The 13813-nt window shown below is 61.5% G+C and carries 17 protein-coding genes; 2 read left to right on the top strand and 15 right to left on the bottom strand.

The genetic code is table 11. The features are described 5' to 3' along the window. Window positions 1-19: 19 nt before the first annotated feature. The 15 genes from AC0JZ8_RS10870 to urtA all read right to left on the bottom strand — a co-directional run bounded on the left by AC0JZ8_RS10870 (window position 20) and on the right by urtA (window position 12584). Window positions 20-700 (bottom strand): TIGR02117 family protein, encoded by a 681-nt coding sequence (locus tag AC0JZ8_RS10870; protein ID WP_471893356.1) that lies wholly within the window; start codon window positions 698-700, stop codon window positions 20-22. A gap of 28 nt (window positions 701-728) precedes the next feature. After that, window positions 729-2438 carry an urease subunit alpha gene (gene ureC, locus AC0JZ8_RS10865; RefSeq protein ID WP_092660153.1) on the bottom strand — a complete coding sequence of 570 codons (1710 nt, stop codon included), beginning with the start codon at window positions 2436-2438 and terminating at the stop codon, window positions 729-731. Between the two features lie 3 nt (window positions 2439-2441). Further along, window positions 2442-2849 (bottom strand): PIN domain-containing protein, encoded by a 408-nt coding sequence (locus AC0JZ8_RS10860; RefSeq protein ID WP_174196335.1) that lies wholly within the window; start codon window positions 2847-2849, stop codon window positions 2442-2444. Beyond that, entirely contained in the window at window positions 2846-3115 is a 270-nt protein-coding gene (locus tag AC0JZ8_RS10855) for an AbrB/MazE/SpoVT family DNA-binding domain-containing protein (RefSeq protein WP_092660149.1), read from the bottom strand. The genes AC0JZ8_RS10860 and AC0JZ8_RS10855 overlap by 4 nt, the downstream gene beginning before the upstream one ends. Window positions 3116-3199: 84 nt before the next feature. Beyond that, on the bottom strand, window positions 3200-3616 hold the full coding sequence (locus AC0JZ8_RS10850; protein WP_471892478.1) for a lysozyme inhibitor LprI family protein: 417 nt from the start codon (window positions 3614-3616) through the stop codon (window positions 3200-3202). Further along, window positions 3613-3918, bottom strand: a complete 306-nt coding sequence (locus tag AC0JZ8_RS10845) for an urease subunit beta (RefSeq protein WP_062455246.1) — start codon at window positions 3916-3918, stop codon at window positions 3613-3615. Before AC0JZ8_RS10845 ends, AC0JZ8_RS10850 begins: the two co-directional genes overlap by 4 nt. An 11-nt stretch (window positions 3919-3929) precedes the next feature. Beyond that, window positions 3930-4193 carry a DUF1272 domain-containing protein gene (locus AC0JZ8_RS10840; protein ID WP_471892477.1) on the bottom strand — a complete coding sequence of 88 codons (264 nt, stop codon included), beginning with the start codon at window positions 4191-4193 and terminating at the stop codon, window positions 3930-3932. Between the two features lie 10 nt (window positions 4194-4203). Beyond that, window positions 4204-4506: an urease subunit gamma gene (locus tag AC0JZ8_RS10835; RefSeq protein ID WP_062455242.1), complete on the bottom strand. Its 303-nt coding sequence runs from the start codon at window positions 4504-4506 to the stop codon at window positions 4204-4206. A gap of 33 nt (window positions 4507-4539) precedes the next feature. Then, complete coding sequence (locus AC0JZ8_RS10830) at window positions 4540-5364, bottom strand: urease accessory protein UreD (RefSeq protein ID WP_471892476.1); 825 nt, start codon at window positions 5362-5364, stop codon at window positions 4540-4542. Then, the gene (locus AC0JZ8_RS10825; protein WP_471892475.1) at window positions 5301-6527 is read right to left on the bottom strand and encodes a CE1 family esterase; all 1227 of its coding nucleotides are present in this window, start codon (window positions 6525-6527) and stop codon (window positions 5301-5303) included. The genes AC0JZ8_RS10830 and AC0JZ8_RS10825 overlap by 64 nt, the downstream gene beginning before the upstream one ends. Window positions 6528-6657: 130 nt before the next feature. After that, window positions 6658-7353, bottom strand: coding sequence for an urea ABC transporter ATP-binding subunit UrtE (gene urtE, locus AC0JZ8_RS10820; RefSeq protein WP_113165714.1), 696 nt, complete (start codon window positions 7351-7353; stop codon window positions 6658-6660). A 184-nt stretch (window positions 7354-7537) separates the two neighbouring features. After that, the gene (gene urtD, locus AC0JZ8_RS10815; protein ID WP_471892474.1) at window positions 7538-8299 is read right to left on the bottom strand and encodes an urea ABC transporter ATP-binding protein UrtD; all 762 of its coding nucleotides are present in this window, start codon (window positions 8297-8299) and stop codon (window positions 7538-7540) included. A gap of 4 nt (window positions 8300-8303) precedes the next feature. Beyond that, window positions 8304-9479: an urea ABC transporter permease subunit UrtC gene (gene urtC, locus AC0JZ8_RS10810; protein WP_471892473.1), complete on the bottom strand. Its 1176-nt coding sequence runs from the start codon at window positions 9477-9479 to the stop codon at window positions 8304-8306. Continuing rightward, entirely contained in the window at window positions 9476-11083 is a 1608-nt protein-coding gene (gene urtB / locus AC0JZ8_RS10805) for an urea ABC transporter permease subunit UrtB (protein WP_471892472.1), read from the bottom strand. The genes urtC and urtB overlap by 4 nt, the downstream gene beginning before the upstream one ends. Window positions 11084-11291: 208 nt before the next feature. Further along, a complete protein-coding gene (gene urtA, locus AC0JZ8_RS10800) occupies window positions 11292-12584 on the bottom strand; it encodes an urea ABC transporter substrate-binding protein (protein ID WP_092660131.1) in 1293 nt (430 codons plus the stop codon). A 240-nt stretch (window positions 12585-12824) separates the two neighbouring features. Between urtA and AC0JZ8_RS10795 the strand changes: the two genes are divergently transcribed. Both AC0JZ8_RS10795 and AC0JZ8_RS10790 read left to right on the top strand, forming a co-directional pair. Further along, complete coding sequence (locus tag AC0JZ8_RS10795) at window positions 12825-13199, top strand: hypothetical protein (protein ID WP_062455229.1); 375 nt, start codon at window positions 12825-12827, stop codon at window positions 13197-13199. 134 nt (window positions 13200-13333) lie between these two features. Next, window positions 13334-13810: a PepSY domain-containing protein gene (locus AC0JZ8_RS10790; RefSeq protein WP_471892471.1), complete on the top strand. Its 477-nt coding sequence runs from the start codon at window positions 13334-13336 to the stop codon at window positions 13808-13810. Window positions 13811-13813: the final 3 nt, after the last annotated feature.

The raw sequence follows: 13813 nt of genomic DNA, 5'->3' as shown, positions 1-13813 counted from the left end.
CCGGGAAAAGCATGGGCCGTCAATTGAAAATCCGGAGCGACAGCGCCAGCAACTGCGGCAGTGGATTCCACAGCCCCGTGCGCAGTCCCGCGGCCCTCAGCGCCCCTGCTGTCCAGGTGTTGCAGCCGACAAGCGCGTTGAACGATCCATGCGCTTCAAAGAAGCGGTCATAGACGCCGTAGCCTGCGCCGGGGATGGGCACGACCTTGTTATCCACCTCCACAAAACTGGCACGAATGAAGTCGGACATGGCTTGGAATTGATCTGCATCGAGATCGAACGCCTGCACGGCCGGATGCGTGTCGTCTATGCCGCCGGCGACATCGACATGCATGACCGAGGAATCGATGGTCAGCGCGCGGAAGGCCGGCATGGGTTTGAGATCGGCCCAGGTCGGCGTTTCCAGATAGAAGGACCGCCCTCCCCAGCCGATCACCAGCCATTCTGCCGCGGGATCGGCGACGGGAATGCCTGATGCTTCCAGAAACGAATAGGACGCCCGCGTTTCCGCATCGAGCGGGATGACGAGATCCGTATGGATCGGGTTCGAAAGAACCAGAATCCGGCGCGTGTTTTCGGCAGCGTGGGGGCGATCCGGCGCAAACAATGGCCGCGGCACGAATGTGCCAACGGCGACGGCGAGAACGATCAGGATAGCAATGACAGGGATCGCCAGCAGCAACCGCCTTGCAAGCCTCATCATGCGCCGTGTCCGGAAAGGTATTGCATCAGAAGAGGAAGTACCGCTGTGCCATCGGCAGAACCGTTGCCGGCTTGCAGGTCAGGAGCTCTCCATCAGCACGCACTTCGTAGGTCTCCGGATCGACCTCCACATGCGGCGTCAGCGAATTGTGGATCATCGACGCTTTCGAGATGCCGCCACGGGTGTTGCGGACGGCCAAGAGCTTTTTAGCAACCCCCAGTCTGCCGACGATGCCGCCATCGAGCGATGCCTGGGAGACGAAGGTGACGGAGGAATTGGTGCGCAGCTTGCCATAGGCTGCAAACATCGGGCGATAATGCATCGGCTGCGGCGTCGGGATAGACGCGTTGGGATCACCCATCGGTGCTGCCGCAATCGAGCCGCCGAGCAGCACCATTTCCGGCTTCACGCCGAAAAAGGCAGGGCTCCAGAGCACCAGATCGGCGCGCTTGCCGACTTCGACCGAGCCGATTTCATGGCTGATGCCGTGCGCGATCGCGGGGTTGATCGTGTATTTGGCGATATAGCGTTTGACGCGGAAATTGTCGTTGTCGCCGGTTTCGTCGGCCAGATGGCCGCGCTGGCGCTTCATCTTGTCGGCCGTCTGCCAGGTGCGGATGGCAACTTCGCCGACGCGGCCCATCGCCTGGCTGTCCGACGAGATGATCGAGAAGGCGCCGATATCGTGCAGGATGTCTTCCGCAGCGATCGTCTCCTTGCGGATGCGGCTTTCGGCAAAGGCGATGTCTTCCGGGATCGACGGCGACAGGTGGTGGCAGACCATCAGCATATCGAGATGTTCGGCCAGCGTGTTGATCGTGTAGGGCCGCGTCGGATTGGTCGAGGACGGAATGACGTTGGGATTGCCGCAGATCTTGATGATGTCAGGCGCGTGACCGCCGCCGGCCCCTTCCGTGTGGAAGGCATGGATGGTGCGGCCCTTGATAGCACCGATCGTGTCTTCCACGAAGCCGCTTTCGTTGAGCGTATCGGTGTGGATCATCACCTGCACGTCAAAGGCGTCGGCGACTGTCAGGCAGTTGTCGATGGCAGCGGGCGTCGTGCCCCAATCCTCATGCAGCTTCAGCGATGACGCGCCGGCGAGGATCATCTCCTCGAGCGGCGCCGGCAGCGAGGCATTGCCCTTCCCGGCCAGCGCGAGGTTCATCGGAAACGCGTCAAAACTTTCGATCATGCGCTCGATATGCCAGGCGCCGGTGCAGGTCGTTGCAAGCGTACCGTGCGCCGGTCCCGAGCCGCCGCCGAGCATTGTGGTGATGCCGGACATCAGCGCTTCCTCGATCTGCTGCGGGCAGATGAAGTGGATATGTGCATCCATGCCGCCGGCGGTGAGGATCTTGCCTTCGCCGGCAATCGCCTCGGTCGATGGTCCGACGATGATCGTCACGCCCGGTTGCGTATCCGGATTGCCGGCCTTGCCGATCGCATGGATCCGGCCGTCCTTCAGACCTACATCCGCCTTGTAGATGCCCGAGTGATCGACGATCAGCGCATTGGTGATGACAGTATCGACAGCACCCTCGGCCCGCGTTGCCTGGCTCTGCCCCATGCCGTCACGAATGACCTTGCCGCCCCCAAACTTGACCTCCTCGCCATAGACGGTGAAATCCTTCTCGACTTCGATGATGAGTTCGGTATCGGCAAGCCGCACCTTGTCACCGGTGGTCGGGCCGAACATGGAAGCATAGGACGCGCGGGACATTTTGTAGGGCATGGATCAGACTTCCTGAGAAAGCAGAATGAAAGGCATGTTCGTGGCGGCGGCGTGGTCGAGTGTCACGGTCGGTGACGCGCCGGCAGCCGTGTTGAGGTCGGCAATAAAGTAATCCGCAAAGCCGGCAGTTCCCGTCCTGAACGACGCAAGCGCTCTGGCAACCGCATCAGCTTCGCCGATGACGAGACGGTCGGACGAGATAAGTCCTTCGATAAGGCTGGCCAATCGCTCGCGATCGTAACCGGATTTGCGACGAAGTACCCAGACGAGCTCCACCAGCGTGATGGGATTGATGAACCCCTGCCGGCTCGTGGAAAGTCTTTCGTCGAAAAACTGCGCCACCTGTGGCGACCAAAGAGGGTCATCGTCCAGAAAATATCGAGCAAGAATATTGGTATCGAGACCGATCAAGGATCATCCTCCGAGCGACCGGGAGACGTCCGGCGGGCGACCGTCTCTGTGATCGCCTCCTCGATATCCATTGGCGGGCCGTCGTGCTTGCCGAAGATGCCGCGCAGATGCGAAAGATCGCTTTTCTTCGCCTCGACGGTGACCTTGCCCTCGTCATCAACGATGAACTGCACCGAGCCCCCAGGCTTCAGGCCGAGCGCCTGACGCACCTCGACCGGGATCGTTGCTTCGCCATCCGTCGATGTTTTGGCTTCGAACCTGCCCATTATCGTGCTCCGGAGCTATCGATAGCGCCTAGTTTACCGCAAAAATTCCTGCCTAACCAATGTCGCTTCTGGAGCAGCAGAGGCTCAGTTCCCCTCTTCCGTCAGCTCCTTCAGCTCGTCCGTCCGCTTCGCGGTCAGCCCCGCCTGGCAGCCGTAGATCAGCATCGGTTCCATCGATCCGCCGCGGGCCTGGAAGCCGTAGGAGGCGCATTGGGCGTCGCGGTAGGCGACCCAGGCGCGTTGTGCGGCGACGAGCGCCTTCTCCGCACCCGTCGTGGAGGGATCGGCATCCGCATCACGGACCCGCATCAGGTCGCGGGTCTTCTTGTATTGCGTGTTGAGAAGCTTGTCGGCGGCGATGAATTCCTGCTCGGCGCAGTAGGTCAGCTCCATCTGGACCTGGGCGTTGTCGCAGTCCACGTCCGGCCTGTCCTCGCCGGACGCCGGGGCATCGATCAGCAGCACGCAGCCGCAGGCGGCGAGAAGCGCCAGCGATTTCATAGGGCACCCATGATCTTCTGCTGGAACCCGTAGACCTTGCGGGCGCCGGACAGCGGGATCAGCGTGATCGATCGGGTCTGCCCCGGTTCGAAGCGGACGGCAGTGCCGGCCGGGATATCGAGCCGCATGCCACGCGCCTTGTCGCGATCGAACGCAAGTCCGTTATTGGTCTCGAAGAAATGGTAGTGGCTGCCCACCTGCACCGGCCGGTCGCCGGTATTGGAAACCTCGATCGAGATCGTCGGGGCGCCGACATTGAGTTCGATCTCGCCTGCAACGGTAAAGACTTCACCGGGTATCATGGTCCACCTCCTCAGGCGCTCAATGCTAATTTTGGCTGGCAGCCTTCGGCCTTCAGAACACGCACCGTCGAGGCCGGATTGTTGACGAGTGCAGCAGCCGGGCGCACCGGACGACGCACCAGTTCACCATTGCAATTCGGGCAGATACCGGCAAGCACGCTCGTAGCGCAATCGATGCAATAGGTGCATTCGAACGTGCAGATCATCGCCTCGCAGCTGTCGGGCGCGAGATCCTTGTCGCAGCATTCGCAGTTGGGGCGCAGTTCGAGAGCCATCGCGAACTCCTCAGCGGATCGGTTCGTGCACGGTGACGAGCTTGGTTCCGTCCGGGAACGTCGCCTCCACCTGCACGTCGTGGATCATTTCGGGGATGCCGTCCATCACCTGGTCGCGGGTGATGACATGCGCGCCCTCTTCCATCAAAGCGGCCACGGAGCGGCCATCGCGCGCACCTTCCACCACATAGTCGGTGATCAGCGCGATCGCTTCCGGATAGTTGAGCTTGACGCCCCGCTCCAGGCGACGGCGGGCAACGACCGCGGCCATGGAAATCAAGAGCTTGTCTTTTTCGCGTGGGGTGAGGTTCATGGGCTTCCCGCAATCGGCGTCATCAATGACAAATCAGATGTTCCAGACTTTCGGCACTGGCGCGCCGTTACGCAATACGGAAATTGCCGGTACCAGGCTTTTTCTCAGCTCGAACCCTGTCGGTGCCGTGAGACGCGCAACGATCTTGCCGTTGAAGAAACTCGCCCCGCCGGATGTGGGGCCGAGACAGTCGCGCAGCTTCGGAAACAGAGCTTCTGCCAACGGTCCGGAATAGAACAGCGTTGCGAACGCGACCTGGCCGGAAAGGACGGCGGCTGCTTCCGCCAGTCTCGCGATCTCGCCGTCGAAACGCATTTCTTCTGCATGAATGAGCGAGCCTGCGCGCCGGACACGCCAGCGATCGCGGAAGAAGCCGAGATTGACCGCCTCGCCCATCATCTTGCGACCGAGGATGACGGCTTCGACCGCGAGAAATTCGGAGGTTTCGGCGAGATCCACATCGAGCCTTCGCGTCAGCGAGGCGCGGTCGAACAGGATGGTTTCCTGCGGCAGCCAGTGGACGGAAGCGTTTTCGCCGACGGTGATGTGGGTGGAGACGGAGGCGGTGTCTGCGGCCGCCTTGTAGATCTTCTCGTTGGCCTGCGTGGTGACCGAGAGGCGGGTGGAATCGGATGCGGCGACGGACCAATCGATCACGTCGCCGCCCGTCAGTCCCCCTGACGTGTTGATGAGGATCGCCTCCATTTCAGGCGAAAAGGTTTCCGGAAGGCGTATTTTTGCGCAGCCTTCCTGGAAGAACTGGTCAAGCCGTGTGCGTCCGGCGAAAGCCTTGGTTACAAGGCGTCCCGAACCCCTTGCCCGCTGCGGCGGGGTGTCGTCGGCTGTATGCTGCTGCACGTCGTGTCCTGCATGTTGATCTGTGTCGAGCAGTCAGACGCAACAGTCGTGCCAGACTTCGATCCGCCAGAGGATTTCGCAGGCGCGGCCGTGGCAACCATATCCGTCGTGTCGGCCTTCGAGAAGAAATCCCACATGCGGAAAGCCGGATCGACATTGGCGTCGAAGGCAGCCTTGGCCGGCACGACGCTCGAAACCTTGGTGACACCGGCAACGCCATCCTTGGCGGCAGCCATCACCGCTTCCCGGGCTTCTGAAGGCTTCGGCCAGTCATGCGTGCCCTTTTCGAACACGTAGGTGGCGATGCGGGCGCCGTTGGTGCAGGTGCCGTACATCGTGTAGGTCACGCCTTCGACAGTCTTTGCGTTACCGTTGCCCTTGCAGCCGTCGAGATCGGTCCAGCGCTTGATCGCCGTCTTGAAACTGTACTGCCAATAGGCGCTGCCGCCGCCGGCATAGGGGTTCTGCGCATCCTTTTCGCCCGCAAACGCCACGATCGAGATCGGCTTGGCCGGATTGCAGTTGGCGGCATCGGGCCCCCACTTGCCATCGGTCTCGACGGGACGACCGGCGCGCAGCGAATTGACAAAACCGGCTGCGACGAAATCGTCCTGACCGGAGCAGACATAGGCTGACAGCATGCGGCCGCCACCGGAATAACCCGAGGCAAAGATCCGGTTCGGATCGACGCAGAGGTCATCCTTCACCTCTTCGACGGCATCCTCGATAAAGGCGATCTCGTCCTGGCCGCCCTGGGCGCCATTGGGAAGAATAGCCTGGCTCACCTGCACATGCGGAACGTTCCAGCCATAGGTGCCCGGCGCCTTGCCGGACAGGCTGCCTTGCAGCGCCACGGCGATAAACCCGTTCTTTTCGGCAACCTTGTCCCAGGAAGAGCGCTTCAACTGGCCGACCGGATTGGAGTTGCTGCCGTGAAAATCGAACACGACGGGCAGTTTGTCCTTGCCTGTATAGGACGACGGCACGAAGTAGACGGCCTGGCGTTCGATACCGTCGGTCTCGATGGTGACCGGGTGGAGACCCGGCGTCATAGGCTGGCCACAGCCGGCAAAAGCGGCACCTGCGGCCAAGAAAAACGCTCCGGTCGCGGTGGCGCGAAGGGCGGAGCGGGAACGAGAACCAACAATGCGTTCAAAGACCATCAGCGCCTCATCATGGGGTGCGGGGGTTATCTACGATGTTCGGAAGATGCGTTCATCTGCTGTTCATCTAGCATACAGGCCCAGGCTTTGAAACCGCGTTAACGAATAGAAGCCATGCAAACATTGACCCCTAAACAGTTAGGTGTCGCCTTGCTTCTGCCGTATCCAGTGTCTCAGCGGCGCCTTCGTGCACGATCTCGCCACGATCCATAATATAGACATGATCTGCCAGCTCCCGGCAGAAGTCGAGATACTGTTCGACCAGCAGGATTGCCATGCCGGTACTGTCGCGCAGGTAGCGGATGGCCCGGCCGATATCCTTGATGATCGACGGCTGGATGCCTTCGGTCGGCTCGTCCAGCACCAGGATCTTCGGCCGCGTGACCATGGCGCGTCCGATCGCCAGCTGCTGCTGCTGGCCGCCCGACAGATCGCCGCCGCGGCGCCCCAGCATGGATTTCAGCACCGGGAACAGCGCGAAAATGTCATCCGGGATGAACTTGTCCTTGCGCTCCAGCGGTGCGTAACCGCTTTGCAGGTTTTCCTGAACGGTCAGCAGCGGAAAGATCTCGCGCCCCTGCGGCACATAGCCGATGCCGTGCCTGGCGCGGTGATAGGGGGCGAGGCCGTTCAACGTCTCGCCCTGGAAGCTGATTGTCCCCGCTGACACCGGATGCTGCCCGGTGACGGCGCGGAGCAGCGACGACTTGCCGACGCCGTTGCGACCGAGAACGCAGGTGATCTTGCCCATATCGGCTTTGATCGACACGCCGCGCAGGGCCTGGGCTGCACCGTAGTGGAGATTGACGTTTTCGACTGTCAGCATGGTCGGTCTCTTTTCTCTTTGTGTCGGCCGTTGGAGGATCGACAAGCTTGCGGCATCCTTCCACCTCCCCCTTGAGGGGGGAGGTCGCAGCGAAGCTGCGGGTGGGGGTGACCGCCGGGATCCCAAAGATCACTCCACCCCGGCGCTTTGCGCCGACCCTCCCCCTCAAGGGGAGGGTAATCCCTCACCGCCCCAAATAATTCTCGATCACCTTCGGATCATTCGACACGAAATCGATCGACCCTTCGGCCAGCACCGATCCTTCCGCAAGACACGTCACTTTGACGCCGAGATCGCGGATGAAGCCCATGTCGTGTTCGACAACAACGACCGAGCGGGTCTTGGCGATTTCCTTCAGCAGCAATGCGGTCTCGGATGTCTCGGCATCCGTCATGCCGGCGACCGGCTCGTCGACCAGAAGCAGCTTCGGCTCCTGCGCCAGAAGCATGCCGATCTCGAGCCACTGTTTCTGGCCGTGCGAAAGATTGGCGGCATATTCGTTTTTGCGATGCGTCATGCGGATCGTCTCGAGGATCTCCTCGATGCGCGCCTTGTCGTCGGCAGACAGCGTATAGAACAGCGTGCCGAAAACGCTGCGCGACCGGTTGAGCGCCAGTTCGAGATTGTCCCACACGGTGTGGCTTTCGAATACGGTCGGCTTCTGGAATTTGCGGCCGATGCCGAGCTGGGCGATATCGGCCTCGTCCTTCTTGGTGAGGTCGATCGTGTCCTCGAAGATCACCCGGCCGGTGTCGGGACGCGTCTTGCCCGTGATGATGTCCATCATCGTCGTCTTGCCGGCACCGTTCGGGCCAATGATCGCGCGAAGCTCTCCCGGTTCGACCACGAGCGACAGCGAATTGATCGCCTTGAACCCGTCGAAGGAGACGGAGACGTCTTCCAGATAGAGCAGGCTTTTCGTGCGTGTTTCGGCAATCGTGTTCATCGTCTCACTCCGCTGCCTGAACCTGTCGGGCGACCGGGACCGCCCCGGCATCCCTGCCCTTTTCCGCCTCGACCGCCGCCTTCAGCGCCTTGCGGCCATCAAAGCCGTGCTGGATGGTGCCGACGATGCCGCGCGGCAGAAACAGCGTGACGGCAATGAAAAGGCCGCCCAGCGCAAACAGCCAGATCTCCGGGAAGGCGCCGGTGAAATAGCTCTTGCCGGCATTGACGAGGATGGCGCCGATGATCGGGCCGATCAGCGTGCCGCGGCCGCCGACCGCCGTCCAGACGACGACTTCGATCGAGTTGGCAGGCGCGAACTCGCCCGGATTGATGATGCCGACCTGCGGCACGAACAGCGCACCGGCAATGCCGGCGAACATGGCCGAAACGACGAAGGTGAACAGCTTGATATTTTCCACCCGGAAGCCGAGGAAGCGGACCCGGCTTTCCGCATCGCGCACGCCAACCAGCACCTTGCCGAATTTCGAACGGGTGATCGCCGAGGCGACCAGCAGGCAGAGAGCAAGCATGATCGCCGACATCGCAAACAGCGCTGCACGGGTGCCGCCGGCCTGCACGTTGAAGCCGAGGATTTCCTTGAAATCGGTCAGGCCGTTATTGCCGCCGAAACCCATGTCGTTGCGGAAGAAGGCGAGGAGAAGCGCGTAGGTCATCGCCTGGGTGATGATCGACAGGTAGACGCCGTTGACGCGGCTCCGGAAGGCGAACCAGCCGAAGACGAAGGCCAGCAGGCCGGGCACGACCAGAACCATCAGCATCGCAAAGGCGAAGTGATCGAACCCGTACCAGAACCACGGCAGTTCCTTCCAGTTGAGGAAGACCATGAAATCGGGCAGCAGCTGATTGCCGTAGGTGCCGCGCGAGCCGATCTGGCGCATCAGATACATGCCCATCGCATAGCCGCCGAGCGCAAAGAACGCGCCGTGGCCGAGCGAGAGGATGCCGCAATAGCCCCAGACCAGATCCAGCGCCAGCGCCAGAAGCGCGTAGCAGAGATACTTGCCCATCAGCGCCATCGCATAGGTCGGGATGTGGAGCGCGCTGTCGGGCGACGTCAGGAGATTGAGCGCCGGCACCAGAATGGCGACGCCGAGCAGGATGGCGATCGCGACGACGATCTTGCCTTCGAGTGCACGCAGAATGAAGCCGGTAATCATGCTTCGATCGCCCTTCCCTTGAGCGCGAACAGACCGCGCGGACGTTTCTGGATGAAGAGGATGATCAGAACCAGAACCAGGATCTTGCCGAGAACGGCGCCGACCGAGGGTTCGAGGAACTTGTTGAGCACCCCGAGCGAGAGAGCGCCGACCAGCGTGCCCCAGAGATTGCCGACGCCACCGAACACCACGACCATGAAACTGTCGATGATGTAGCTCTGGCCGAGATTGGGCGAGACGTTGTCGATTTGGCTGAGCGCGACGCCCGCGATACCGGCAATGCCGGAGCCGAGCGCGAAGGTCAGCGCATCGACCCATGGCGTGCGGATGCCCATGGAGGATGCCATGCGGCGGTTCTGGGTGACGGCGCGCATGTTGAGGCCGAAGGCGGATTTCTTCATTACCACCAGCAGCGCGAAGAAGATCGACAGCGAGAAGATCACGATCCACATGCGGTTCCAGGTGATCGTCATGCCGCCGAGCGGAAACGAACCGGACATCCAGGACGGATTGCCGACTTCCTTGTTGGTGGGGCCGAAGATGGAGCGGATCGTCTGCTGCAGGATCAGCGACACGCCCCAGGTGGCGAGCAGGGTTTCCAGCGGCCGGCCATAGAGAAAGCGGATGATGCCGCGCTCCACGACGAAGCCAACGGCACCGGTCACGAGAAAGGCGACCGGCAGCGCAATCGTCAGCGACCAGTCGAACAGGCCGGGCGCGTGACTGCGGATCACCTCCTGCACCACATAGGTGGAATAGGCGCCGAGCATGACCATTTCGCCATGCGCCATGTTGATGATGCCCATCACGCCGAAGGTGATGGCAAGCCCGATGGCGGCCAAGAGCAGCACGGAACCGAGCGACACGCCGTACCAGACGTTCTGGGCCAGATCCCACAGCTGCTGCTCGTTCTGGATGGCTTTGATCGCCGCATCGAGATCGCCCTTCAGGCTCGGATCGATCGTTGACGAGACCGAACTGAGGATGCCGAGCGCGCTTCGCCCGCCAAGATTGCCCATGGTCTGGATCGCGGCACGCTTTTCGTCGAGCGAGCGGTCGGAGGAGAGCACCGAGACGGCGCGCGCCTCTTCCATGCGGAACTTGACGTCGCGGTCGGTTTCCTTGGCAATGGCAGCCTCGACCAGATCGAGCGCCTCCGCACTCGGCGACAAAAGGATCGCATCGGCTGCGGCAAGACGGACACCGCGATCCGGGCTCATCAGCGTCAGACCGCCAAGCGCTGCACGAATGGCGCGCCGCAGCGTGTTGTTGACGCGGATCTTGGTAACGGCACCCTTGGCGACCTGGCCAGCGCTCTCCGCCGTCACCGGATCGATCAGATCGAGCTGCGAGCCGGCAGGTTTGGCGACGAACACGGCCTTGTCGGCCTTGCGAAAGTAAAGATCGCCCTCGGCAAACGCCTCGAGCCCCGGCACCACCCGGATATCGCCGCTGGTGGCGATCTTTGCGACGATCGATTCAGCCTGGCCGAAATCGGCATCGGCGAGCTGGTTAAACAGCGGCTTCGGATCAGCCCCTTGCGAAAAGGCCGGTGCTGCAAACGAAAAGATCAGAAAAATCAGCGTGAAAAAACGGATAGGCATGTCTTTGTCCCCCGGATGACCGCAAGGGGCGGAGGGCTCGATCGCCCCTCATCCGCCTGCCGGCACCTTCTCCCCGCGAGCGGGGAGAAGGATGATCGTCACGCCCTCACCGCCCCCCGGTCACGCTCTCGCGTGCCCAAGTCCCCTCGCCCCGCTTGCGGGGAGAGGGTTAGGGTGAGGGGCAACCTTAACTATGGCCGAGACTGGATCAGCTGCCGCCCTTGCCGCCGCACTTGCCGGTTGCAACGTTGAAGTTGCCGCAGGACATCGGCTTGCGCCAATCGGAGATCAGGTTCTTGGAGTCCGGCAGGTAATCCGACCATTCGTCACCGACGACGGCAGGGGTTTCCTGGACGATTTCGAACTGGCCATCGGCCTGGATTTCACCGATCAGCACTGGCTTGGTGATGTGGTGGTTCGGCATGACGGTGGAATAGCCACCCGACAGGTTCGGCACCGAAACGCCGATGATCGAGTCCAGAACCGCGTTCGTATCGGTCGTGCCGGCGGATTCGACGGCCTTAACCCAGGCCTGGAAACCGATATAGGCGGCTTCCATCGGATCGTTGGTCACGCGCTTGTCGTTCTTGGTAAAGGCATGCCATTCCTTGATGAAGGACGCATTGACCTCGGCATCGACGGACTGGAAATAGTTCCAGGCGGCGAGATGGCCGACCAGCGGCTTGGTATCTAGACCGGCGAGCTCTTCTTCGCCGACCGAGAATGCCACGACCGGAATGTCTTCGGCCTTGATGCCCTGGTTGCCGAGTTCCTTGTAGAACGGCACGTTTGCGTCACCGTTGATGGTGGAAACAACGGCGGTCTTCTTGCCGGCAGAGCCGAACTTCTTGATGTCGGAAACGATGGTCTGCCAGTCGGAATGACCGAACGGCGTGTAGTTGACCATGATATCGGCCTCGGCGACGCCCTTCGACATCAGATAGGCCTTGAGGATCTTGTTGGTCGTCTGCGGATAGACATAGTCGGTGCCGGCGAGAACCCAGCGCTGGACGCCTTCTTCCTTGGCGAGATAATCGACCGCCGGAATGGCCTGCTGGTTCGGAGCGGCACCGGTGTAGAAGATGTTGCGCGAGGATTCTTCACCCTCGTACTGGACCGGGTAGAACAGGATCGAGTTCAGCTCTTCGAAGACAGGAAGAACCGACTTGCGCGACGACGAGGTCCAGCAACCGAAGACGGCTGCAACCTTGTCCTGCGAAATCAGCTGGCGGGCCTTTTCGGCAAACAGCGGCCAGTCGGAGGCCGGATCGACGACAACGGCTTCGAGCTTCTTGCCGAGAACGCCGCCCTTCTTGTTCTGCTCTTCCACCATCATCAGCATGGCGTCTTTCAGCGTCGTCTCGGAAATCGCCATCGTACCGGACAGCGAATGCAGAACGCCGATCTTGATCGTATCGTCGGCAGCGTATGCGCCCGAAAGCGCCGTGGCGGACATGGCAGCGGCAAGCAGCGCGCCGGTAAGTTTCACCCTGAATGTCATTGGTCGAACCCCTCTTCTTGTTCGTTCAAGCAACCGGAGATTTAACCGTTGCTTAACCGGACTATCGGCTGCTGCACCGCAAAAACGTATACGTCGAATGACGTATCGGGAGGGGTGAACCGGCCCGTTGGAGGGCAAGTCCTCTCCAGTCTGACAGTTTGCTGACAGCGGCACTCAGTGGCCTGTCAGGGCCCCGATGGCATTCTGCACTCGTCAACCAAATACGAGAGGAAACATGCCATGAAAACGAAACTTGCTCTGACGACCTTCGCCGCCGCACTCGCCCTCACCGCTTCGCTGCCACTGGTCCAGGCAGCCGTTCCCTTTGCCGGCACATCCGCAGCCTTTGCCCGCCAGGGTGCGGACGATGGTCCGAACCATGATGCCAATGACGACAAGGGTGGCAAGCGCGGCGGCAAGAGCCGCGACGACGCTGCAACCCATGACAAGAACGACGACAAGGGCGGAAAGCGCGGCGGAAAGAGCAGCGATGACGCCGCGACCCATGACAAGAACGACGACAAGGGCGGAAAGCGCGGCGGCAAGAGCAGCGATGACTCTGCAAACCACAACAAGAACGACCACAAGGGCGGCACGCGCGGCGGCCACAAATAGGCTTTGTCCGACCACTGTCCGCACCCCCGCCGGATGCCGGCGGGGGTGCGGCCGTTTGCAGCAACATCGCCATCATGGCAGAGTAGTGTTTCGCGGCTCAAAAGCGCTGCCACACAGTCCTATCCGGAGTATCAATGGGCGTGACCCGTCGTATCTGTCTTGCTGCGCTGCTCGCGGCCACACTCGGGTCGGCGATTGTCGCACCCGTTGCGCCCGCATTCGCCAAGGATGGCGACGGCGGCGGCGATGGCAGCGGATCTTCCGGCTCGGGCAATGACGGCGGTGGCGATGATGGCGATAACCACGGCGGCGATGACGATGGCGGTGATGACGACGGCAAGGACGGTGCGGGAAGCCATGACGCATCGGGGGGCGGCTATGGCCCAAACGATTCCGATCGGGCCCGCGATGCGGTTCGCAGCGGTCAGATCATGCCGCTAAAGACGATGCTGAGAAAGATCGACGCGACCAGATATGGTCGCATCATCGACATCCGTCTCAGCCGCTCGCAGTCGCGCGACGTCTACCAACTGAAACTGCGCGACAACGCTGGTGCCATCCGCACCCTGCGGGTCGATGCGAGAAGCGGCTCGCTTCTGGGAGGCGGTTGATAT

It is taken from the genome of Velazquezella soli, from assembly GCF_977018685.1.
This window is presented reverse-complemented; position numbering and strand designations above follow the sequence as displayed.